16 protein-coding genes and 1 other RNA gene are annotated in these 23,566 nt (G+C 49.1%); 5 read left to right on the top strand and 12 right to left on the bottom strand.

What is annotated here, in order from left to right; genetic code table 11:
- The first annotated feature begins 50 nt into the window (after nucleotides 1-50).
- Nucleotides 51-1,151, top strand: a complete 1,101-nt coding sequence (locus AC2YIT_RS00570) for an o-succinylbenzoate synthase (RefSeq protein WP_487277920.1) — start codon at nucleotides 51-53, stop codon at nucleotides 1,149-1,151.
- On the opposite strand, the gene hemF is transcribed toward AC2YIT_RS00570, so the two are convergent.
- From hemF to AC2YIT_RS00555, 3 genes are all read right to left on the bottom strand, one after another.
- Nucleotides 1,119-2,030, bottom strand: coding sequence for an oxygen-dependent coproporphyrinogen oxidase (hemF, locus tag AC2YIT_RS00565; RefSeq protein WP_487277919.1), 912 nt, complete (start codon nucleotides 2,028-2,030; stop codon nucleotides 1,119-1,121). The genes AC2YIT_RS00570 and hemF overlap by 33 nt on opposite strands.
- A gap of 106 nt (nucleotides 2,031-2,136) precedes the next feature.
- Nucleotides 2,137-2,571 (bottom strand): PepSY-like domain-containing protein, encoded by a 435-nt coding sequence (locus AC2YIT_RS00560; protein ID WP_487277918.1) that lies wholly within the window; start codon nucleotides 2,569-2,571, stop codon nucleotides 2,137-2,139.
- Nucleotides 2,572-2,632: 61 nt separating this feature from the next.
- The gene (locus AC2YIT_RS00555; protein WP_487278479.1) at nucleotides 2,633-2,869 is read right to left on the bottom strand and encodes a BlaI/MecI/CopY family transcriptional regulator; all 237 of its coding nucleotides are present in this window, start codon (nucleotides 2,867-2,869) and stop codon (nucleotides 2,633-2,635) included.
- Between the two features lie 47 nt (nucleotides 2,870-2,916).
- Here AC2YIT_RS00555 and AC2YIT_RS00550 point away from each other — a divergent pair, with 47 nt between their 5' ends.
- Together AC2YIT_RS00550 and ssrA are read left to right on the top strand one after the other, a co-directional pair.
- A complete protein-coding gene (locus AC2YIT_RS00550) occupies nucleotides 2,917-5,211 on the top strand; it encodes a TonB-dependent receptor (RefSeq protein WP_487277917.1) in 2,295 nt (764 codons plus the stop codon).
- Nucleotides 5,212-5,443: 232 nt separating this feature from the next.
- Nucleotides 5,444-5,815, top strand: a transfer-messenger RNA (tmRNA) gene (gene ssrA, locus AC2YIT_RS00545).
- 253 nt (nucleotides 5,816-6,068) lie between these two features.
- On the opposite strand, the gene AC2YIT_RS00540 is transcribed toward ssrA, so the two are convergent.
- From AC2YIT_RS00540 to AC2YIT_RS00525, 4 genes are all read right to left on the bottom strand, one after another.
- Nucleotides 6,069-8,192: an amylo-alpha-1,6-glucosidase gene (locus AC2YIT_RS00540; protein ID WP_487277916.1), complete on the bottom strand. Its 2,124-nt coding sequence runs from the start codon at nucleotides 8,190-8,192 to the stop codon at nucleotides 6,069-6,071.
- Nucleotides 8,193-8,194: 2 nt separating this feature from the next.
- On the bottom strand, nucleotides 8,195-9,283 hold the full coding sequence (locus AC2YIT_RS00535; protein WP_487277915.1) for a glycosyltransferase family 4 protein: 1,089 nt from the start codon (nucleotides 9,281-9,283) through the stop codon (nucleotides 8,195-8,197).
- A 955-nt stretch (nucleotides 9,284-10,238) separates the two neighbouring features.
- Nucleotides 10,239-10,841: a helix-turn-helix domain-containing protein gene (locus AC2YIT_RS00530; protein ID WP_487277914.1), complete on the bottom strand. Its 603-nt coding sequence runs from the start codon at nucleotides 10,839-10,841 to the stop codon at nucleotides 10,239-10,241.
- A gap of 195 nt (nucleotides 10,842-11,036) precedes the next feature.
- Nucleotides 11,037-12,077, bottom strand: coding sequence for an SDR family oxidoreductase (locus AC2YIT_RS00525; RefSeq protein WP_487277913.1), 1,041 nt, complete (start codon nucleotides 12,075-12,077; stop codon nucleotides 11,037-11,039).
- A 298-nt stretch (nucleotides 12,078-12,375) separates the two neighbouring features.
- Between AC2YIT_RS00525 and AC2YIT_RS00520 the strand changes: the two genes are divergently transcribed.
- Nucleotides 12,376-13,212 carry an SDR family oxidoreductase gene (locus AC2YIT_RS00520; RefSeq protein WP_487277912.1) on the top strand — a complete coding sequence of 279 codons (837 nt, stop codon included), beginning with the start codon at nucleotides 12,376-12,378 and terminating at the stop codon, nucleotides 13,210-13,212.
- 201 nt (nucleotides 13,213-13,413) lie between these two features.
- A complete protein-coding gene (locus tag AC2YIT_RS00515) occupies nucleotides 13,414-14,301 on the top strand; it encodes a helix-turn-helix domain-containing protein (RefSeq protein WP_487277911.1) in 888 nt (295 codons plus the stop codon).
- 228 nt (nucleotides 14,302-14,529) lie between these two features.
- On the opposite strand, the gene AC2YIT_RS00510 is transcribed toward AC2YIT_RS00515, so the two are convergent.
- The 5 genes from AC2YIT_RS00510 to AC2YIT_RS00490 form a co-directional block, all read right to left on the bottom strand.
- Nucleotides 14,530-15,741, bottom strand: coding sequence for a T9SS type A sorting domain-containing protein (locus AC2YIT_RS00510; RefSeq protein ID WP_487277910.1), 1,212 nt, complete (start codon nucleotides 15,739-15,741; stop codon nucleotides 14,530-14,532).
- A 20-nt stretch (nucleotides 15,742-15,761) separates the two neighbouring features.
- Nucleotides 15,762-16,721 (bottom strand): hypothetical protein, encoded by a 960-nt coding sequence (locus tag AC2YIT_RS00505; RefSeq protein ID WP_430843458.1) that lies wholly within the window; start codon nucleotides 16,719-16,721, stop codon nucleotides 15,762-15,764.
- A gap of 1,266 nt (nucleotides 16,722-17,987) precedes the next feature.
- The gene (locus AC2YIT_RS00500) at nucleotides 17,988-20,606 is read right to left on the bottom strand and encodes an ABC transporter permease (protein ID WP_487277909.1); all 2,619 of its coding nucleotides are present in this window, start codon (nucleotides 20,604-20,606) and stop codon (nucleotides 17,988-17,990) included.
- Nucleotides 20,603-20,941: a PadR family transcriptional regulator gene (locus AC2YIT_RS00495; RefSeq protein WP_430843460.1), complete on the bottom strand. Its 339-nt coding sequence runs from the start codon at nucleotides 20,939-20,941 to the stop codon at nucleotides 20,603-20,605. Before AC2YIT_RS00495 ends, AC2YIT_RS00500 begins: the two co-directional genes overlap by 4 nt.
- Nucleotides 20,942-21,146: 205 nt before the next feature.
- Nucleotides 21,147-23,423, bottom strand: a complete 2,277-nt coding sequence (locus AC2YIT_RS00490; RefSeq protein ID WP_487277908.1) for a DUF6923 family protein — start codon at nucleotides 23,421-23,423, stop codon at nucleotides 21,147-21,149.
- Between the last annotated feature and the right edge of the window lie 143 nt (nucleotides 23,424-23,566).

Genomic DNA, 23,566 nt, shown 5'->3' with positions numbered 1-23,566 from the left:
TAAATTTTGTCTAATATTGTGCCCCTTTTAAAATCTGACACCGCAAAATCATGCCGTTAAAAATTGTGTATAAGCCACATACGCTTCATTTTCGCAAGGAAGCGGGCACCTCTCGCGGGGTACTTACACAAAAGACATCCTGGATTATCATCGTTACCGACTCTGAGAAACCCGGGGTGGCCGGCTATGGTGAATGCGGACCGTTACCCGGGCTGAGTATCGACGATATTCCGGACTTCGAGGCGCAGCTGGCGGATGTATGCAGCATTTTCAATGAGCTCGACCTGGATGTATTTCCGTTCAACCTGGGTATTATCCTCGAACAATTGATCCCCGAAAACCTGCCTTCCATTCGGGCGGGTATTGAAATGGCTTTGCTGGATATTATGAACGGCGGGCAGCGACTGCTGTTCAAGAATGGTTTTTCAGGAAATGGCGAGGGTATCCTGATGAACGGGCTGATTTGGATGGGTTCCTACGAAAACATGCTCGCGCAGGTGGAGGAAAAGCTCTCGCAGGGTTTCACCACACTTAAAATGAAAGTGGGAGCGATCGATTTCGAACAGGAATGCCACATTCTCGAAGCCGTTCGCGCACGATTTGACAAAGCCACGATTACCCTCCGCGTCGATGCGAACGGGGCGTTTACAGCGGACAATGCGAAGGAACGACTTGAAAGGCTGAGCGCATTCGACCTGCATTCGATCGAACAGCCTGTGAAGGCAGGCCAGCACGAACTGATGGCCGAACTTTGCGCGTCTTCGCCGGTACCGGTTGCCCTGGATGAGGAGCTGATCGGCATTCCCAACTACCGCGACAAGTTTGCGTTGCTCAAAAAACTCGCACCGCCTTTCGTCATCCTTAAACCAACATTGCTGGGGGGCTTCACTGCCACCAGCGAGTGGATTGAAATCGCAAACCGGCTGCATATCGGCTGGTGGATCACCTCCGCACTCGAATCCAATATTGGTCTTAATGCCATTGCGCAATACACCGCGTCATTCAACAATCCGCTACCGCAGGGATTGGGCACCGGCCAGCTCTATACCAACAACTTTGATTCCCCGCTGACGGTTGAAAACGGCCATTTGTATTACCGGAAAGAGATAGCCTGGGAATTACCAGGCCACGCCCTTGCGGAGCCAGTTTAAGGTTTCCGCCTCGGCAGTCCCCGGCTCCGGTATGAAATTGTATTCCCAGTTGGCTTGAGGCGGCAGACTCATCAGAATTGATTCGGTGCGGCCATTGGTTTCCAGCCCGAACTTCGTACCACGGTCCCACACCAGATTGAACTCCACATAACGGCCCCGGCGCAGGTATTGCCATTGTTTTTGCGCTTCGGTAAATGGCTTGTCCGCATATTTCTGCATGAGTGCCGTGTAAATAGGGGCAAAGTTTTCACCTACCTCCTTTACAAATTCAAAAAGCTCTGTTTTGGACAGACCCTGACCATTCCCTGGCTCGTCGGGTTTGAGGTAATCAAAGAAAATGCCTCCTATGCCCCGTGTTTCGTTGCGGTGCTGAATGAAGAAATAGTCGTCGGCCCAGGTTTTGAATCCAGGATAAAACTCCGGATGATGCTTGTCGCAGGCTGCCTTCAACGTTTCGTGAAAGGCACGGGCATCTTCTTCCACCACATAATGCGGTGTAAGATCAATGCCGCCGCCGAACCAGCACGTGCCATTGTCGAGTTCGAAATAGCGGACATTCATGTGTATGATGGGTACGTGCGGGTTGCGCGGGTGCATCACGATGGACACGCCCGTGGCCGTGAACTGAGGGTTTGCGTCTTCGGGCAGGTTCATTTGTGCGCGCAGCCTGGGATGTACCTCACCTTTAACGCTCGAAAAGTTAACGCCTCCCTTTTCGATCACTGCACCGTTCTGAATCAGGCGCGTGCGGCCGCCGCCGCCGGAATGGTGCTGCCACAAATCTTCATGAAAGGTAGCACCGCCATCCGTCGTTGCGATGGCTGTGCAAATGCGGTCTTGTAAATCCTTGAAAAACGATTCTATATCTTCCACTTTCATAGTAGGTAGTCAATGCTGCGAGCGGCAAAAGTACGACAAATAGCGCTGTGGGGCATAAAAAAGCAGGGCAAATCCGCCCTGCTTTTTCAATTCAATAAACATCTATCTAGTCATCAATGCGAAGGAAAGTACCCGCCAGGTTGAATACCAGCTCCTTATTGTTCGACAGCCGCACCTCCTGATCGGTTTTGTCCTTCTCCCAATCTGTAATAAATGCATCGGGATAATGCTCATGCACATATTCGAGCACTTTCAGGGGGATCACCGTGTCGGGCAGCTTCTCCGTGTGGCGGCTTTCGATGCTGTAACAATCGCCTTTTTTATCAAATTCGAGTTTGACCTGATTATCCAGGATCACGTCATAACTGGTTTCCAGGTCGTCGCGGTCGCGTACCACCTGCGTGATGCGAGCATGGGGAAAATGAGCTTCGATATAATCCTGTGCATTGACCGGCAGCTTGGTTTCGTCCACTACCTTTTCGCTGTCGCAGGCCGTCGCCACAAATAGCAGAAGGGCCAGAAAAGAAGCCAGTTTTCTCATAATTGTTGTCAGTTAAATTGAGTGTTCGTTTTGTTTCTGACAACCCAGCTTTTAGTTTCCCCTATGCGGAAGCCCCATTATTTTTCCTTTTTTGCTTACGCTTAATTTCTTCGTCGATAATGTTCCTCAATTCTTCGAGCTCCTGCGTGCTCATGCTCGTATCGCGGGCGAAAAACGAGCCGAACTGTGTCACCGAGTTGTTGAAGAAGTTTTTGATGATACCATTTACGTGCTTCGAGAAATAATCCTTCTTGTCGACCAGCGGATAGTATTCACGCGAGTTGTCCGGTGCAACGATTCACTCTATTTTTGTAACCGATAGTTTTGAATGTCAACCGTCCATCTATGATACGTACCATTTTACTGCTGTTTCTTTCTGTCAATTTGGTGTTTGCCCAGGAATTTACCTCCGTTGTGCGCGGGAGCGTGAAAGACGCCGATACCGGACTGCCGCTGCCCCAAGCGACCGTACAGCTCGATGACAAAGGCGGCATAACCGACCAGGCAGGGCTGTTCCGTTTTGAGGGAGTAGGAGTAGGCCGGCATACGCTGACGGTATCGTTTGTCGGTTATCAAACCCTCGTAGTCCAGGAGATATTGCTCGAATCGGGCAAGGAAAATGTGCAGGACGTGCGGCTCAGCGCCACTGGCCGGCAATTGAAGGAAGCGACTGTGTCGGGCAGCAGGCCCCCTGCATTCAACAGTGTGCAGGCCATTACCGCGGAGCAAACCATGCGCTATGCGGCTACCTATCTCGACCCGGCCCGTGTAGCGACCTCCTTCGCGGGTGTGGCCGCCGCCAACGATCAGGCCAACGGGCTAGTGGTACGCGGCAATTCACCGAACAGCATGCAATGGCGCCTGGAAGGCGTGGAGATTGTAAATCCGAACCATTTGTCGAATGCGGGGACATTCAGCGACAGGCCGACCCAAGCGGGAGGAGGAGTGAACATCCTGAGCACACAGCTACTGGCGACATCGTATTTCTTGAATGGCGCGTTTCCCGCACAATATGGTAATGCGATTGCGGGCGTTATGGACATGCGCCTGCGGAAAGGGAATGATGAGCGTAGCGAGTTTACTGCACAAGCCGGACTGATCGGGTTGGACGTGGCGGCCGAGGGACCTTTTTCAAAGCAGTCGAAGGCTTCTTTCCTAATCAACTACCGCTATTCATTTACCGGTCTGCTTGGAGCGATGGGTGTGAATTTCGGGGGCGAGGATATCCGTTTTCAGGATCTCTCGTTCAATCTGAATTTCCCAATGAAAAAAGGGGGTAATCTCAGTGTTTTCGGTTTGGGAGGCATTAGCAGCAATACCTTCAAGGCTGAGCCCGACTCCACAAAATGGGAGTTTTTCAAAGACTCGCATAATATTATTTACAGAAACAAAATGGGCGCTGCGGGTGTCACGCACACGCTTCCTATGGGTAACAGGGCTGTGCTCAACACGAAATTTGTCATGTCGGGCCTGCAAACGTCGCGGGCGTTTTACAAAGGGGATACCAATACCCCCGAATATTGGTATCCGATCGAAGACGATTCGCTTACCAAAAGCAAGGTTACCGGGAACATGATTTTCAACTACCGGTTTGCGGGAGAGAGCAAGTTGAAAGTGGGCTGGTACCTGACGTTCCAGTACGACCGTCTTGCCCCCCTGTACGAATATGAGGAAATGAGATCGCGGCTGTTTCAGCCCTTTGCGGAATGGACGGTCCCTCTCGCGGCAGGTATTACAGCTGAAATCGGATTGAACGCCACCGTCAGCAAACTGGACCTCCCGCGGGCGCGTACGCATCGCACGCTCGAACCTCGCGCGGCGTTACGCTGGCAGCTGTCCGAAAATCAGAAAGTGACGATTTCATACGGTCTGCATAGCCAGCTTCCTCTCGCCCAACTTTATGCGGCTAGTTATTCCACAACGAATTTGTCCGGCAATCCAAACCTCGGACCTGCCAAAGCGCACCATTTTGCGGCCAGTTATCAACGTGATTTTAAGAGGAATGACAACCTGAAAATAGAAGCTTACTGGCAGCAACATTTCGATGTGCCGGCTAACAGTTCCGGTTTTTCGGCTTTGAACCTTATCGAAGCGAGAGTAGGAGAGAGCCTGACTAATAGTGGTAAGGGGCGTAATTATGGCTTGGAAGCGACGTATCAGAAGTTGTTGAACCATGACTTTTATATGATGATTTCGGGGTCGTTGTATAGCGCTACCTATCTGACGTTCCGGAGCGAACGCAAGAAGGGACGCTTCGACGGTCGGCATACATTCAGTTTTACAGGAGGAAAGGAGTTTAAGTCCGGTGCCCGTATCTGGGGAATTAATACCAAAGTTCTCTGGCTGGGTGGTTTCCGCGAAACGCCCATCGATCTGGAAGCGTCAAAAAACGGAGAGCAAACGATGTACAAGAACGACGAGCCTTTTGCATTAAAGCTGAAAGATTACTTCCGCCCCGACCTTCGTATTTACCTCAAAAAGAGCCGGACGTCATATAGTACGACCCTCGCGCTCGATTTACAGAATGTATCCGGGACTAAAAATGAGGCGTTCAGTTACTACGATGCATTTCAGAAAAAGATTATCCGCCAAAAACAGTTGGGCCTCATCCCCGTGCTGAGTTACCGGTGGGAGTTTTAGTTTTAATGAGTGAATGAGTGAATGATTGAATGATTGAATGATTGAATGATTGAATGATTGAATGATTGAATGATTGAATGAGTGAATATTTTTTGGGTCGAAGGTCTTGTTTTTCAACGGGTTGTTTCTGGCGATTCGAGAATTTTTGAATGTGGCTGAACTTTCCGGATTTTTAATTTGTAAACTTATCTGCAATCAAACTTTGGCTTTGTCCGAGGCTGCACTAACAAATGGGGGTGACTGGTTTTGACAGCGGGCTGAGGGCTTGTGTGTAAGCATGTCGGGAGTTGAGAGTACCTCCCGGAAATAATATTCTCAAACAATAACTGGCGAATCTACTTACGCCATGGCTGCTTAATCCGGAGGATTAACCAAATGCCATCATCTCTCCACCTAACGTGCTGCCGGGTGGGTTCAGAGGTGTCGAACCGCAGCGCTGGTTGGTATATTGATGCGTAAAACCAACGAGACCCTAGCATCTAAGGCTATGACGCAGGTCCGCCGGGAACCTTGTCAGGCTCGAAAACCGAATCACGGATAAGCATGTAGAAGGCGCAGGTTTTCCCTGTTCTGGACGAGGGTTCGACTCCCTCCATCTCCACTTGAGGGGAAAGCAGCAGTGCTTTCCCCTTTTTTGTGTAAAATCAACTCGTGTAATTGGTTGGTTTTTAGTGAATTGCTTTCGAGGATGGGCAGGACGTAAGGTGTTCGATAGATAGGTACCTTTTTCATAGTATAGTTGGTTATCGAACACCATCCGGTGCGGCAAGACCCATCGGTCGCGTTGCACTCCCGTTATGCGGGTGAGCTCGTAACGGATGGGCCAACCGGGAAAAGATGGGAGATAATGAGGCTGTTTACATTTTTATGATTTCCGCACCGGATTCCCTTCTGAATATGATCTGAAAAGTACTGCGACCAACCCGGAGGCCATTTATCCGGATATCGTCCAGATAATCGGGTAAACCATCCGCATGGAAAGTCAGGGAATCTGTCGAAGGACTAAAACCGGGAAGTAACAGCGCCTCGATAACCTGAAATGCCGCGGCTACCGACCACGCTTGTGGCGAGCATGCGACCGGGTAAGGCGTCGGCCCTTCTCCCTTGCGTCGTTCGAAGCCGCAATATAGCTCCGGCAACCTCTGCAACGGCAGGAACAGCGACGCATCGAAAAGTGAAGTGGCCAGTTGCTGCGCTTCCCGGTACAGGCCGTAATTGGCCATACCCATCGCCACCAACGAGACGTCATGGGGCCAAACCGAGCCATTGTGATAAGACATCGGATTGTACCGGGGCGATTCGGTAGAGACGGTGCGCAGGCCCCAGCCACTGAACATATCCGGCTTTAAGAGGGTGTTAGCCAATGGCGCCGCAAACTCATTCGGAACGATTCCCGTGTATAGCAGTTGCCCGGCGTTGGAAGATTTAATGCGGCAGGGCTTTTTATCACCGTCCAGGGCCAGTACATAACATTGAAGGGCTTCGTCCCAAAATCGCTTATGGAATTCCGCTTTTAATTTCCGGGCGCTTTCTTCCAGCCGGGTCGCAAGTTCAGGTTCACGCATTACCCGGGCCAGGATGGCTGCCTTAATCCTGGCTGCGTAAACATATCCTTGCACCTCGCACATGGCAATCGGAGGTGCGGCAAGCTCCCCGGTATCATAAAAAACGGAGTCGAAGCTGTCCTTCCAAGCCTGGTTGGTCAACCCGTTTTCGGCTTTGTGCTGATATTCCAGAAATCCATCACCATCCAGGTCGCCGAAATGGTCTATCCATTCCAGCGCGGCCCTGATGTTGGGCCACAATGTCTCTATGGTGACTTTATCGGCCGTTCGCTCGTAGTACTTTCCTGCCAACACGACAAACAGCGGCGTGGAATCGATACTGCCATAATATTGGCGGAACGGCACCTCGTTCAGGGCAACCATTTCGCCGTTGCGGGTTTCGTGCATGATTTTGCCGGGTTCGGCGTCAGCTGCCGAGTCCCATCCCGATGCTTGCCGGCTGGCAAGGAAAAAGAGCACATCCCTGGCCAGGTCCGGGGCTGCCCATAAGGTTTGCAGGGCGGTTATCAGCCCATCGCGGCCAAAGGCGGTGTTGTACCATGGAACGCCGGCATACGGATATTTACCTTGCGGAGTGTCGGCCAGCAGGGATATCAGGTCTATTTTGGAACGGTTCAGCCAGTGCGTAAACTGTTCGTTGGACGTCTCGATGCGGGGAAACATCGCGCTTGTCTTGCGTAATCCGGGTTCGAGAAGGCTCCGTGCCTCTTTATAGCGCTCGGGAGCAGCGTCGTTTTTCTGGTACTCTTCGTGAAAATGAATGGAGTAATCCAGTTCCGCAGCCTGGCCGGGCGACAGCTCAAAGTTGAAATGCGCGGCGGGAATGTTGTCGTCGTATTCAAAAACCCTCGGGAAATTTACCCTGGCTGTCCTTCTGATGCCGTCCAGGCCATCGTAATACAGAACGATCGTGCGGCCGTTTACAACAGGTGTGCCTGTCAAGCCCCTCTTTTCTCTTTTGATTCCCCTTACTTCGAAGATATCGAGAAAATCACCGCTGAACCGGAGTGCCAATTTGATGGGCAATGGCTCTCCGGCGAAGGATTGCAATTGTATTTTTTCATAAAAGTGTCCCGACCGCAGAAACTGGCTCCTCCTTACATGGATTTGTCCCTGCTCGATCGTCAGCCCGTTATCGAGTGCGAGCGTCGGGTTCGTCAAGTCAATGGACAAAATTTCGTTTTCTTCTTTGATCGAGGACCCCAGCAACCGCGGGCGCACGCCGTTGATCCACAGGGACAAGCCACTGATATAGCGTGTATCCCTGTGATAAATGCCAAAGGCTTGTCCACGGGAGCTTGTGGCATCGCCGGACCGGTTGAGAATGGCGAATGTATCCCCATAGTTGAGCACCTGCGTCCGGTCGTCGAGCAATGAAATATCGATGGTATTCAATGATGCGATCTGATCTTCCATAATTACGCCGCGGTTTCTGCTGAAAAAGTACTGTTTAACGAGTGCGATGTGTCGGAGGCTTGCCGCTGTCGGGCTAGAAGCCTTGCATAAATCCGCTCGTAATTAGCCGTCATCACACCGGCTGTAAACCTTTGTTCGAAGCACCTTCTGACTTCTCTTCTGTCTATCAGACCGATACGGCCAAGTGCGGAGATAGCTTCGTCTACGGAATCGACTATGAAACCGCTGATACCGTCCTGCAGAACTTCGGGGACCGAACCGTTCCTGAATGCGATCACTGGTGTGCCGCAGGCCATCGCTTCGATCATCACCATGCCAAATGGCTCCGGCCAGTCGATAGGAAAAAGCAGCGCTCTTGCCCCGCCCAGAAACGGTCCTTTCAGGTCTTCACCGATTTCGCCGATGAATTCCACATGCGGCTGCTGCAAGAGCGGCCGGATCGTGCTCTCGTAATATTGACGATCGGCCTTATCGATCTTGGCGGCAATTTTAATCTTCATACCTGCCCGCCTTGCGATTTCTATGGCGCGGTCCGGTCTCTTCTCACGAGAAATCCTTCCGATAAAAGCTACATAGCCGCCGTCGCCGGCGCCCGGCGTATAAAGGTGTTTGGGCAGTCCATGGTACACCGTATCAAACCAGTGGGCATCAGGCAACGGTATCCGCTGATGGTTGGAAATCGAAACAACATGCTGACGGTCGAATCTGCGGTATATATGTTGCAGCTCGGGCAAATCCAGACGGCCGTGCAGCGTTGTCAACACGGGCTTCGAAAGCCTGCTTGAAAAAGGGAAGTGGAAGTAATCGGTGTGAAAATGCAAAACATCGAATTCTCCGGCCAGATCGGCGACATCCTGCATTTGAATAATGTGAAACGCGATGGGGTCGGTCACCGACGGGTCAAGCCGTAAGGCCGAACTGACCGGACTGATCAGCTTTGCCCTGGTTTTCGAATCTCCGGCCGCGAAAAGCGTGACCTCGTGGCCGTGGTTAACCAATTCCTCAGTCAGATAGGAGACTACTCTCTCTGTTCCACCGTACAGTTTCGGCGGCATCGATTCATATAGTGGTGCTATTTGTGCGATTTTCATATACATCGTTTTACAGGTTAAAATCTACGGTTTTGTCCTGTGGTAAGGGACACATATGATCATTGCGGAAAACCCGACATACGAAGCAGGCATGTCGGTACCGGATCCGATCGGATCAGATCCGGTTTTGCTTAAAGTGGTTCCATGGAGGCTTGCGGTCCATGAGATTTTCAGGAGAATTGCAGCTCCCTATTGTAATCCCCCCCGCATTGGAAGAGGCGTATGGCCGGTATGGCGCCTTTGAAATTATCGTCATTTGACAGCAATTTATCGTGAAACAAATCCTGGCAATGCCGTAGCATTCTCGACGTCCAGCCAGCAAGCAAAATTTGTGCCAGCGGTGGGGTCCGACGCAAACATTCTGCGGGCGATATTAACAGAAACGGTGTACCATTGGAGTTTCAACTCCGGATACGATGCTGTTGAAGATACCTATCTTTATGGAACAAGGTGGAAATGTCACTAGCAGTGTTGCGTAGAAGCACGATGTCAAACCAATTTGTGATTGATAACCCGGGTTCGCAGAATGACGAGAATGCCCAATGATTATTTATTACTTAAAAGGGACCTCCGGTGACCCTAATCAACAGTGGGAGCTGCAAGCAGTAATTCCCTTCCGGTCTAACTGATGAGTTTTAGCGGCACTCGTCTTGATAATAGTCAAAATAAACCGTTTTGGTCAACTTCATCGGAAGCCAACAACGACTTTAGAAAGAAGCTGCGATGCCGGAAAATTTATATCGATAGGCAGAGTTTCCGATAAAATATTTCATATTTTATCCAAGCCTATTGACAAAAGGCTATATTTTACAATTTCAGATAATTCACCCATTATTTCTTAGCCCCTTGACCTCACACAGATAATTGAAACATGCATAACATAGACCAGCGTATGTAGGAGACCCGCTAAAACTTTGAAAACAGTAGCAAAGTATTTAGGGGGAACCACCTACAATTAAGATCCCAAAAACTGGCTTGGTGGATAACCATATTGTTTTTTAAAGGCGAAGGAAAAGTGAGAGAGGTCCTCAAAGCCCGTATCCAGGTATACCGCCGAAGGTTTTCTTCTTTGCTCAACAATTTGATAGTGGGCCAGTTCCAGGCGTTTATGCGTCAGCCAACGCCCGGGCGACGTGTTAAACGCATTTTTAAAATCCTTTTTGAAAGTTGTCAAGCTTCTGCCGGTTAAATAGCCGAACTTTTCAAGCGGCAGGTTAAACCGGAAGTTTTGTTCCATAAACGTTACCAGGTCTACTTTACCCGGTGCTTCAAAGTGCCCCAGTAAGCCATCCGTCGCAGGATTGATCGCTCTTAAAATGCGAATAGCTTCTTCTACCTTAAATGCGGCAATGTCGGCGGGTAGCGCATCAGCCAAATCGAAATAGGGCTGCAAAGAAATAAACAAACTTTGCAGCAAGGGATGATCAGCGAAGATCAACGGCTCATGGTTGCGTTCCGCCGTAGGTTTAGTTCCCTTGTAGTATTGCTCCAGTCTATCTTTGCGGAAGATTACCGAGATGGCCACGCAAGGCTCGCCGTTCATCGGCAGCTTGCTCATTCGGCCCAGTTGGTCACGCGGAAAAAGGACTGTATCACCGGCAAAGAAACGATAGCTGCGGTCGGCCGCTGCTATCCGGATCTCCCCGGATAGCACGCGCACAAGAGCAGGCCAGCGGAGCATAAGCTCCCGGCTATAATGGACTTCCTTTTTACAGGATATAAAAACTTCGGCGACTTCCTGCATAGTGGCAATTTACAACAAATTCAACCGGATCAGGCTTTCCGCAGCGGCCAGTATCGCGTCTTTCTGCGAACGGGGCGACCAGCCCAGCAGCGCAACCGCTTTGGCACTGGTCAGGTTCATCGGAATACCCAATAATGGCACCATGCTTTTGACCATCGGATCTTTTAGCGCAGTAATGTGCAGAACAATATTCGGTAGTTGTATGGCTTTCACCTTGCCTGCTTTATCGCCCAAGTTGGCTTTCAGGATCTTTGCTACTTCCACCAGCCAGATACTTTCGCCGCCGGTAGCAATAAAGCGCTCACCATTTGCCTTAGGATTAACCATAGCGCGCAAGTGCAGATCGGCAACGTCCCGCACGTCGACAAAACAAGAATTGATCTTCGGGCAGCCCGCCATTTTACCGGTCAGCAGATTTTTGACAAGGTAAATGGAATGCGAATAATCAGGCCCTAGTACCGGCCCCATTACCGCTGCCGGGTTAACCACTGACAGTTCCAGGTCGCCGCCTTCACATTCTATAAATTCCCAGGCTGCTCTTTCAGCCAGCGTTTTCGATTTCTGGTAAGGCGGGGCATCCGTAGTATCCGTCCAAACTGTTTCATCATAAGGTACCGTTTGCCTAGGGTGGCCATAAACGATAGCACCGATCGCCGAGGTCAGTACCACTCTTTTTACGCCCGCATCCCTGGATGCGCGTAACACCCGCAGCACACCCTCCCGGGCGGGAATGATCATTTCATCCTCATGCTTAAAATTCAGTTTTGATGTCGGCGATGCGACATGCAACACGTAAGTGCAATCTTTTACCGCTTCATCCCAATGCGCATCGCTCGATAGATCCGTCCGTATAAACGTTAGCTTTTCGCCCACCTCGATGCCGCCTTCACACAGCATTGACCTTACCACCAATCCCCGGTTTAGATCGCGAAGAGTGGCCCTAACCCGGTATCCGGCATTTAACAATTGCAGGATGCAGTGTACGGCAATAAAGCCCGTGCCACCGGTAACGAGGACTAATTTTTCTGTATTTGAATTTGTATCCATCATCTAATGTTTTGATGATGCAAAATTCAGTTTAAATCCGTCATTATGCTTTGTTTAAAAGGCGCAATATACTTTGTTTAAAAGGCGGATAGGATAGTGGTACTGCTCATGACGTGGTCTCTTCGATCACAGTGTATATGAACAAAATCGCAGGACCATTGCAAAGCGCTATCTGGGTAAACGAACTTAAAGCATCACCCTTGTTTTGGCTAATCATTGCCCTGATTTGGCTTATTGCAGGTTTTTGATTCGCTGGACATTTGTCGAGTAGTTAAATGTCCAACAATTAAAAATCTCAGAAATGAACAAAACAGTATTGATTACAGGAACATCCTCAGGATTCGGTGCCTCAGCAGCCAACTATTTCGCAGCCAAAGACTGGAACGTAATCGCCACAATGCGCGATACCGGTAAAACAACAAGTCTCAGTAATTCCGGGAATATCTTTATTACTAAACTGGATGTAGAAGATGAAACGTCTATTAGAAATGCTGTCAAGGCAGGTATTGACCGCTTCGGAAAAATTGATGTGCTGGTTAACAATGCGGGCTATGGGCTATTCGGGGTTTTTGAAAGTGTCAGCGCCGAAGCCGTCAAAAATCAGTTCGCGGTAAATTTGTTTGGGGCAATGGATGTAACAAGAGCAATCCTGCCTCACTTTCGTGAAAACAATTCAGGCGTCGTTATCAATGTCAGTTCCGGAGCTGGCGCTATCGGTTTTCCAATGGCCTCCGTTTACAGCGCATCAAAATTTGCGCTGGAGGGATGGTCGGAAGCGCTCCGGTATGAACTGGCTTCTTTGGGGATCAGGGTTAAAGTAATTGAACCGGGTGGTGCGCCTCAAACCGGTTTTCTTAACCGCGTGGGCGGGGAAAGTACCGGATTGTCCATGATTGACGGTTATCTCCCTTTCTTAGAGCAGACTGGGAAAATGTTTCAGGCGATGGCCGAAACTTCCGATGCGGATGCCGTGGAAAAAGTAGTAGCGGCTATCTACGAGGCGGCTACGGACGCGACAGGCCGTCTCCGCTATGCCCCAACAACAGACATACAGCCGATACTGAACGCCCGTCGCAGTACTTCAGAAGAAGCCTACCAGAAATTTACTGATAACATTTTTACTCAAAACAAGCGATAGCATTACCAAGCCCGTTAAAATAGCTCAATTGAAAACCATATTCTTAACCGATGCTTCTTCCGGGCTGGTGAAAGCGACGGCAAAATTATCCGCATCAAAATGGAAAGTAATCGCTACCATGTGGCGACGCGCGCTTAAATAAACAGTCTTTCTAGTTCAATAATGATAGCTATGATAGATAAATCAGCTCAAAAAAAAGAATTGCATTATTTCAAATCGGTGTCCCGGCTATGTAAAGCGCTCGGAATACCCAAGCCTACACATCCGCTGATCGCACTGATAAATCACGCCGACATAGCTGCCAGTTCTCAGGTCAGGTATCTTGTGCATGACTTCTATATGATTTCCTATAAAAGCAATTTACACGGAAAGCTGAAATACGGACAGGGTTATTATGATTTTGACGAAGGCGGGCTGGTGTTTGTTGCGCCTGGCCAGGCCCTTTCTGTGGTCGATGATCAACAGTGCAGAGGGTACAGTGTGTTTGTTCATCCTGACTTTTTCGCGGGACATCCTTTGGCAAGATCCATAGCTAAATATGGATTCTTCGCCTACAATATTAGTGAGGCCCTGCATCTTTCCGAGAAAGAAAGAGATAAAGTCCTGAATGTCTTTAATGCTATTAAAGAGGAACTGGAAGCAGCCATCGATGATACTAGCCAGCAGTTGATTAGTTCCTATATGGAGGTCCTTTTAAATTACAGCAATCGGTATTACAAAAGGCAGTTCATCACCAGGAAAGCGGTGAGCAAGCCCATTATCGAACGGTTCGAAGAAACGCTCAATAACTACTATCGTGACCGGCTGGCTTTGGAAAACGGTGACCCGTCGGTAAGATATTTTTCCGAGCAATTGAATGTTTCTGCCGGATATCTGAGCGACTTGCTCAGGAATCTTACAGGATTAAATACACAGCAACACATCCACGCAAAGCTGATCGATTTAGCAAAGCAAAGGCTTTCGCTGTCTGAGTTGACCGCAGCAGAAATCGCTTACGAGCTAGGATTTGAGCATCCGCAGTCCTTCAACAAATTGTTTAAAAACAAGACCGGGGTAACGCCGGTGGAATTCAGGGAAGGTCTTAATTGATCATCACACTTTCTCGCAAGTCCTCTCACGATCGGGTAACTCATTCTATGTTAAATGAGAAAACTCAGAAACTACGGCAAAGTTTATGGCAAAAAATCCTTATTATTCTTGAGTGTATTCAAATGAGGAAACTACCTAAGGCTACAAACACACTGCAAGAGCATAGCTTGCAGTGTGTTTTTTCGACACAGCAGTTTTTTCAGTGCTGCTAAAAATGAATGTGTCAATTTATGGGGCAACAATGATCCGGTGCAACTCATCCTGACCGCTCTGCCACGTAATTTTCAATAGGTAACTACCTGCTGCAATATTTCTCACATCAATTCCGGCCGAGGGAAACGATGCTCCCTCGAAAACGGTGATACCTGCCTGGGAAGTCAGTGAGACGTGTCTGAGCACGTCAGCCTCCGGCTTTTTTAGTAACAACCGGTCTTGGGTTGGATTGGGATATACAAACGTGTATGTTCTTTTGTTATCCAACCTGATGCTGTGGATACGGCTGTAAGCAAAGGTTTTGTCACGATCGATCATTTTCAGCCGGTAATAACCCTGGCCTGAAAGTGGAGCCGCATCGGTGAACTGGTAGGAAACCAATGCCTTGCTATCCCCTTCGGCCATATGCGAGCCTATTATCTGCCAATTTTTGGCATCATTGCCCCGTTGAATTTCAAATTTCTCAGCATTAATTTCCTCTGTTGTAACCCAATTTACCTGCACCGTTCCGGCTTCCTGGGTAAGGGAAAATGAAAGCAATGTCACCGGCATAGACGGCGCTGCACAAATTTCGATCGGGGTCTGACTTGCGGATGCGCAAGAACCTCCGATGTCTGCAATAAGCACTCCTGCCGCAAGGTTTGGTGCCAAACTTCCTCCCTCTGCCAAATAGTTGACGGCATAAATCCGGTACTTTCCTGGTGCCGACGGCAACGTAATCGGGCTTTCTGTGTGCGTAGATACAATGCGCCCGGTACTGTCGGTGAGTGCGTACCGGGTGAGATATCCGGCAGAGGTATTGTGGCCGGTCACCTGAAATGCGACAGAGCTTCCCGCAGGGACACAACCGCCGCTAACACAAAATTGGGCCGGTTGCTGACTTATGTCCACGCAATCGCCTCCAATGGCGGAGATGTTCGTGCCGGGTGTTGTGTTCGGCGCAGTTCCGGATGTTTTGTAGTTGACCGCGTAGAGATAGTAAGTCCCATTAACGTCAGGAGCAGCGAATCCGTCGGTAACCGTTTTAAGTATCCTGCCGTCAGTATTGGTTAGCAGATATACCGTTGTGTACCCGGCCGTAGTATTGTTGCCCGCAACTGAGAAATGGACAGACGAACCAGCATTAAGGCATTGTGCGCTGAGCATTCGGGGAAGTGCTCCTAACATGACCAACAATGCCGTCAATTTCCAGTGCGCTGAAAAAGGGGAAAAGTATGTTTTCTTCATAGCTTTCTTGACGGGTAACGTTATGGTATAATCGTAATGGTTCCCGCTTCGGACTGACAACATTCAAGTGCTCCGATACTCAACGCATTGGACGCCGCCGAATTACAGGTGCCGTCGCTGGCCGTAACGGTGTAAGGACCAGTTGCCGGCGCCAAGCCTGTAAAAACCCCCGTCGTATTGGACATGCCGCCCGGAGAGAGCGTATAAGTCAGGCCGGCGGCCGGCGACTCTACCGAGATACTGCCGGTCGGAACCTCACAACTTGGGTCGGTAGCAGCTATTACAGGAGCAGAAGGCCCGGTCACGGTAACGGCAACTTCATCGGTGCAACCGTTTGAAGTCCAGATAAAATAATAAACCCCCGGAGCCGAAAACCCGGAAATGGTTGTTGTGCCGCTGCTAGGGTTTGCGATGGATGTGGGTGTGGGATTGCCTGATTTTTCACTCCAAACGCCGGTTCCGGTCCCCGCCATTTCAGTGGTGGCGCCCACGCAAATGGTCGTATCCGGGCCACCGTCGACTGTATAAGTAAGCCGGAAATTGTCGATATAAGTGTAAGCACTTGTATTTCCCGGGACAACAGGGGCATTTAATATTTCAATGCGGTCATAGGTCTCGGTAGTCGTTATATTGAAACTTCTTGTAACCCACGTTGGATTGGTTGCTGAAAGGACATTGTCCACAACAACAGAACCGATTAGCTGCGCGGGAATGTGGGAAAAGTCTGGGTCGGTAGACTTTACGCCGTAAAACAGTAACGTAGAATTGGTATTTACGTACGGACTAGCGATGACGTTACCCGCATCCAGATAGAATGTGTAGTTTCCAGGCGGTAGCGGTTGGGCCAGCGTGTTTTGCCAGTTTTCGGTATTATGCCCTCCGAGCCAGTTAGTCCCATCGCTTCCACCAGTTAACGCCGTAGAAGCAGGCCACGAAGCTGCTGGCTTATTAGAAACACATTCGCCAGGCCGGTTGACCATTAGCTGCCCGTATGTACTACTAAGTCCTCCGATTGTTTTCCAATTTGACGCGTAGTTAATTGTTCCCCGGGTACTGAAGTTTGGGCAGTTAGTGTAGGTTTCCATACTGCCGTTTGCGATAAAATTGATACACTGGGCAGTTGCCGCAGTTCTGATCACGACAAGTAATATCCAGGTAGGAAAAAGGCGTTTGGGCCAACGCTTAAAGAAGTTTAATAAGACGCAAATTTGTTGCATAATGTTGGTGATTTTGTGAAAAAAAATGACAAAACAGTCGCTTCAAGATTACTTTGAGTAATCCAGTTGGAGGGTATTTTTCTAAAAGAATGCGATTCTATTGATATCCGGGGCCAGCTGACAAGGCTTTATAGAGGCACACGGAAATACCGGGGCTCATTTGCAATTGTCACCTTCCTGTTTTTTCGGTTCGGACGTAAACTTTTAGGGCAATGTTTCTGAAATTGTCCGGCGCCGTGCTTCCAAATAGCGTGAAAACGCTTGCGTCAGCACATCGTCCGAACAACTAAGATCGAGGTAAAAGTACTTTATGTAACCGGTAATCTCTCCACAAAAAATTTGATTGTCCGTTAACAAAATGTATTTGTTACGCTTTAATAAATTTAATGGCAGTTGAAGAATTACTACAAGTAGTTTATTCCATGCAACCGTAATTCTGGTTACTATTCAATAGTTCGATTTTTTAAATTCGAAAATCTTATCGTTTGTGAACGAATGTGAAAAACAATTGATGAAAGTGAACCAAAATAGATCATTCAATCTGTTAACCGATTCGTTAACTTGAGACGATGAGATAGGAAAAGCAGCCATTTAGAGCGAATATGCACCATATACAGGATTCCTGTGGGGGAGCACTGAAGCGTACACAGAGCTTTTTTTCGTTTTGTATCGAAAATTGAGATCACTTACAGGGTTGATCATCAATGACTTCATGAAAACGATGCGATTTAATGAAGCCTAAAAGCTGCTCAATTCGGGACTTTATTACGTCAGTGAGGTGAGCATAATGATCGTTTTGATGACAGCAAGTATTTCAGCGCAGAATTCAAAAAAAGATTTTTGGAAAAACGCCGACCGAGGCTAAAAAGGGTCGTGTTTTATGAACTGCATCGTGGCAATTTGTTGTGGCAAAAATATACAGGGAGACCACGCTAACTTGCCTGAATCAGCGCGACTGGTTGGGAAACAGAGCAATGGGCCTCACCTCGCACCATCCACCTTTTTCCCCCATCGTCCTCGTCATATCATTTATTCGTTGGCTAACGAACGCACTGGATTCATTAATGCGGCCCGTGTTGCCTGCATGACGACAGTCGCCACCACAATGAACAATGTAGAACAAATAGCAAACACGAATACGCCCGGACCGATCTTTACCCGGTACTCGAAGTCACCGAGCCATTGATCCATGATGTACCAGCCAATGGGCGCCGCGATTAGAAATGCCATAGCGACCAACCTGACAAAGTCCCCGATAAGCAGCGCGACAATGCTGGGTACCGACGCGCCAAGCACCTTTCTGACGCCGATTTCCTTTATGCGCTGTTGTGCGGAGAATGTGGCTAACCCGAAAATACCCATACAGGAAATAAAAATGGCCAGGCCGGTGAAAGTGCTCGTCAAGATACCGATCTGTTTTTCGCGTGCAAAACGCGCTTCATAGATATCATCGACAAAGGAATAACTGAAAGGATAGCGCGGATCAATCTTTTTAAAGACAGATTCCAATACCGTCAGGCTTTTGTCAAGCGGATTCGCCGGATTGAGGCGGAGATTAACCCATTGATGAGCAAGCAGACCGCCCGGCCCTGTAATGATAGCAGGTTTGACGGGTGAATAGGGAGATTCGTAAATAAAATCTTTGACTACCCCCACTATATGCCAGTCAGTGTTTTGAAAGTGGACGATCGAGCCGATCGGTGTTTTTAAACGCATGGCTTTGACGGCTGTTTCATTGAGCACGATGGCCGTTGAGTCGGTGGAATACTGAGAAAGATCGATATCTCTGCCTGCCACCAATTCAACCCCCGTCGTTTTGACAAAATCGCGATCGGCCCCGAAAAGGTCAAATTCCACATTTTTATCGGTTTCGACGCTGCCCGGGAACTTTACACCCCATTGGCGCGTGTTCAGACTCATCGCAGGTCCCAACGACCGGGTGGCTGACACAACCGCCCCACTGGCAAGGAGCTCGTCACGCAGCAATGCGTAGTGTTTTTCCAGGTTTCCCGGCAACGCTGCATAAAGCAGGTGCTCTTTGTTAAAGCCATTGTCACGCTGTTCGGCATGATCGATTTGATTGCGGATGACCAAGGTCGAAATTATCAGTACAATAGCGAAAGTGAACTGGATGACTACCAGACCTTTTCGGGCAGGAACCGCCACAGGTCCGCGACTGTACGAGCCTTTCAGGACTCTCGCCGGTTGAAAAGACGATAATACAATGGCAGGGTAGCTCCCCGCCAAAAAGCCCGTAAACAGTACAAATGCGATGCCCGACGCCCAGAAAACAGGAGAACCAAAATCAGGTTGAAGATGGCTGCCGATCAATTCGTTGAATGTGGGTGTCAGGGACCAGATTGCGGCGGCCGCAAACAGGCCTGCTATCAGGGCAAGCAACACCGCTTCACCCATAAACCGCATTACAAGCGAGCCTTGCGCCGCTCCGGCAACCTTGCGGATACCAACTTCTCTAGCGCGCATTTCCCCTCTGGCTGTACTCAGGTTCACGAAATTGACGCAGGCTATCATCAAAATGAACACGGCGACCACGGCAAATAACCTCACTGCGACGATTCCGCCGCCGACGACCTCACCATTTTCTATTTTGGAATACAAATGCCACTTATGGGCCGAATGCAGAAAGATTTCCCGGTGCGCCACGTTATCGACTTTGCCTTTCAGATGATGGGCAGTCACTTTCCTGATTTTTTGGTTGACGGCCGCCTCCTGTGCGCCCCGACGCAGCAAGACAAATGTGCTGAAATTGTTGGATGTCCAGTCGGCACCGGCAGAGCCTGGCTTTATCATATATTCCCAGGGAAGCAGATAGTCAATATCTTGAAACTGGCTATTCGCAGGCAGATTATCCATTACTGCCGCCACTAAGAAATTGTCTCTGTTGTCTATTTGAATTCTTTTTCCAACGGCGTTTTCCGTCCCGAAGAAGTTCATTGCCAATCGCTTGGATATGACTATTTTCCCTGCTTCGGCAAGTGGCGGATTCTTGGTGGCTGAAAGTGGGAAAACGTCAAAGATATTGACGAAATCGGGGTCCGCCAGGGCACCTTTCACATTGCTGTTGACATCACCGACCGACAAGAGCAGCGTCAGCGGTGCATACCGGGTCGCCAATTCAATGTCAGGATAAGATGCTTTAAGGACCGGGGCCAGTGGCGAGGGGGTGGTTGACCAAACGGTCTTTTCGCTATTAAAAACGTCACGATTATAAATCTGATAGATTCTGTCGGTTCGACTATACTGCCGATCAAATTGTAATTCGTTTTGAATCCAGAGGAAGATCAATGCCGCGGCCGTCATCCCGACAGCCAGCCCGACAATGTTAATGAAGGCGAAACCTTTTGATTTCAGCAGGCTTCGCCACGAAATACGCAGATAGTTACTAAGCATACCGACGGAATAGTTTGGTGTTGAATACAGCGTGGTTTTTTGGCTTTTTATGAAAACAAACCGGGCAAAGCCCAATACTTCGAGCACGTACCTGAGTTTCGCCCGACGCACCCCCCATCGTGATGCGCATTTTTGAAAACGTTCCTGAAGGTCACCTTGAACTTCTTCGACTTGTGCTGCGCTGCAAAAGAGATATAGCAGCTGTTCAGCGAATTTCGGTGGTTTCGGGCCGTTCATATTCCTTGTACGAGCAAACCTTTGGACATAATTGAATCCCACAATTTTGAACGCATGTCCCTCACGCTTTGCAATGTCTGGTTTCCCAACGTCGTGACCGCAAACAGCCGCTTCCGCCGGCCTCCCCGTTCCTGGGTTGCTTCACCAAACGCCGAGCTGACCATTCCTTTCTCCTCAAGTCGTTGCAAAGCAGCGTGCACGGCACTAATGCTGACCGATCTCCCTGTCTGGTTTTGCATTTCGTCTGCGATTGCCGCCCCGTATGCCCCTGGATGCAGGACAGTGACGGTCAGCAGTACAAGTTCTTCAAATTCACCCAGGTAGTTTCTCTTCATCGCTGTATAAGTTCAACTTTTGTAGATAAAATACTGTACCATGAATAAGATGCTTTTTGCACGTTGCTGTTTATGAGTCTTTTATGCTTTTTGTTGCTCGGATTGAGATGTCCGAAAGTGAACATTTTACTGCAATAGCGGACAAAAAAGAGCCCCTGAGAAGCGGACGGACCGCACTCAGGGGCTCATCAATCGAATTGTAGCACTACTTTTTCTTAATCACTTTCTGTGAAACAGATGAGCCATCCGGCATTTGAATTTTGATTAGGTATACTCCATTCGGAAGAGGCCGGATGTTAAGCACCGTCTTGTTTTTACCATCGCTGTTGCGGCCTTCTATCAATGTGCGTCCGAAAATATCCAGCACTTTGATCACCTCTGAGCCATTTAGTCCGTTTATGGTCAATTCGTCCGCCGCGGGATTTGGGTAAGTATATATCATGGCACTATTTTCAGATGCCATTACTCTGATCTGACTATAAGTATATTTACCATCAACGTCGACCATCCTCAGGCGGTAGTAACTTCTGCGCCGCAGGGGATTTGGATCAGCGAAATGGTAGTCGAGCCGGCTGCTGCTGACGGTTTCGGAAGATAAAGATGGCACAAATCCTATCTTAGTCCAGGCAGATGCGTTTGCACTTCGCTCGATCTCAAAGCCTTTACTGTTTTCTTCGCTGGACGTAGCCCATTGCAGGTTCACAGTGTTGCCTTCCGGACGGACATCGAAACGGATCAGAGTTACCGGCATGGGGCTTTCTGTCTCAATAGAGTAACCCGCGGCGGAACTGGTGGCTCCGCCATTATCGGTAATGGAATAGGTAAAACCAACAGGATTGCTGCTTGTCCCGCTTCCGGTTGCCCCGTAGATCACCAGTTTGGTAACATCGAAGTTAGGAATACTCACAGGCCCGCCAGTTACATCTATGGGTACAGGTCCTGATCCCAAGTCGTAGTATAGTTGAGTGGATGCGTTGATCGCCTCAATATTGAAGGTGGTTCCCGTGCCCGTATTACATGTACCGGCGCCGGCACAATCTTCCGGATCAGAGCCCGAAAGGGAACCGCCGGAAGGATAGCCCGTCAGGTTTGCCGACGATGCAGCAATAGATTGATAGCCTGGTAATGCGGGATAGCCGGCGGGCGGAGCGACGCTAAATGCTGCGTTGGGCACCTGGTATGTTTTAAGGTCCGCAACAGGCGGTTGCTGGATGCCAAAGTTAATGTCTGTGCTATTTACGCCTACGGTAAACACCGGACTGATTCCGTCTGCCGGGGCTGTGTTTCCGGTATTCTCCGCGCCATTGAACTCTCCCGTATTTACCCAACCTGCCGGAAGGCCCGGCACAGGGGAAGCCGTACCAGGGGTACCATTTGTCGTACTCAGCACCACCTGGTAATTGCCTGCCGGAATGCCATCAAAGCCATAAAATCCCGATGGAAGTACAGGGGCAACAGCAACGACATTTCCGTCGGTGCCGATGAGATTGGCATACAGTCCGGAAGGCGCTACGTTCGGGTTTCCTGTGCTGTTATTAACATTTCCTGCATCCGGATCGTGGAATACCGTGCCCGAAATAGTCGTAACCAGGAGGGTGTTGGGGCAACTCGCTCCGTCGTTGTTGTTGGCCCCTCCTGTGGGCGCAGTCGATATCAGGGTAGCCGCATTCGTCGTCATATCGACCTTGTAGAAGCCTCCCAATGTATTGGCAAATACATAAAAGGTATTGGGCTTTTCATCGATAAAAACAGAGCCAAAGGCCACCTTTTCATTATTTTGTATACCACCGCCCGCAATGGTTGTGGGTGTGATGGTTACCTGTTGTGTTACCGGATTTATCGTAAACCTGCGGTATGCGTTCGTTGCACTTTGTGCGTCGATGATGCCGTTGAACAGCCCGTTTGAAGAGCTATAAACAATATCTGATATATCCAGACTGGTCGCGCCGATAAAAGTATTTCCGTACGGGGCCGCGTCCAGCGTATAAGAGGCTGTTGGATCCACCAGTTGCAGATACGTGGCTGTTCTGGCTGGATTGATGTCGACTACGTAGTATCTTGTGGCCAGCCTGCTATAAATGAATAAATAGCCGTCCCCGAAAACCTCCCCGACATTGTAATATGCGCTGACTTCCGGGGCAGGTAAATTCGGTATGGAATAAGTTGAAAGTGCGGCATTAGCCCCAATTTTGACGACCTGGTTGGTTAGGACGTTGATGCCCCAAATATAATTATCAAGCGTATTATAACCGATGGAATTGACTCTGGCAGGAAGGGCTCCCATCAGCGTTCGGACGCCTGTGGATACATTGTAGCTGTAAAGAGAAGAATTGCTTGTATTTGGCCCGCTCACCTGATATGCAAGATTAGAACAAGCAAACGGCGTAGGTTCTTGCGCCCATGCAAGGGAAATACTTATCAAATACTTGACAATTACAAGTGCCGTTTTAGATGATGGTTTACTGTGATAGATTTTTTTCATTTGCTACGAAGTTTAAATGGCGTGTAAAATCAATAGCTTTTATCTTGTTTATGGGAGTGCTCGTGTCCTGAATTAATTTGCTGTTAGTAAAAATTGGTTTGAGACAGAGTTGAATTAATTAATAGGAGTGTCCCGTTAAATGC

It is taken from the genome of Dyadobacter sp. SRI_021 (assembly GCF_057586235.1).
Note: the sequence above shows the minus strand (reverse complement) of the source record. Positions and strands in the feature narration are given on the sequence as shown.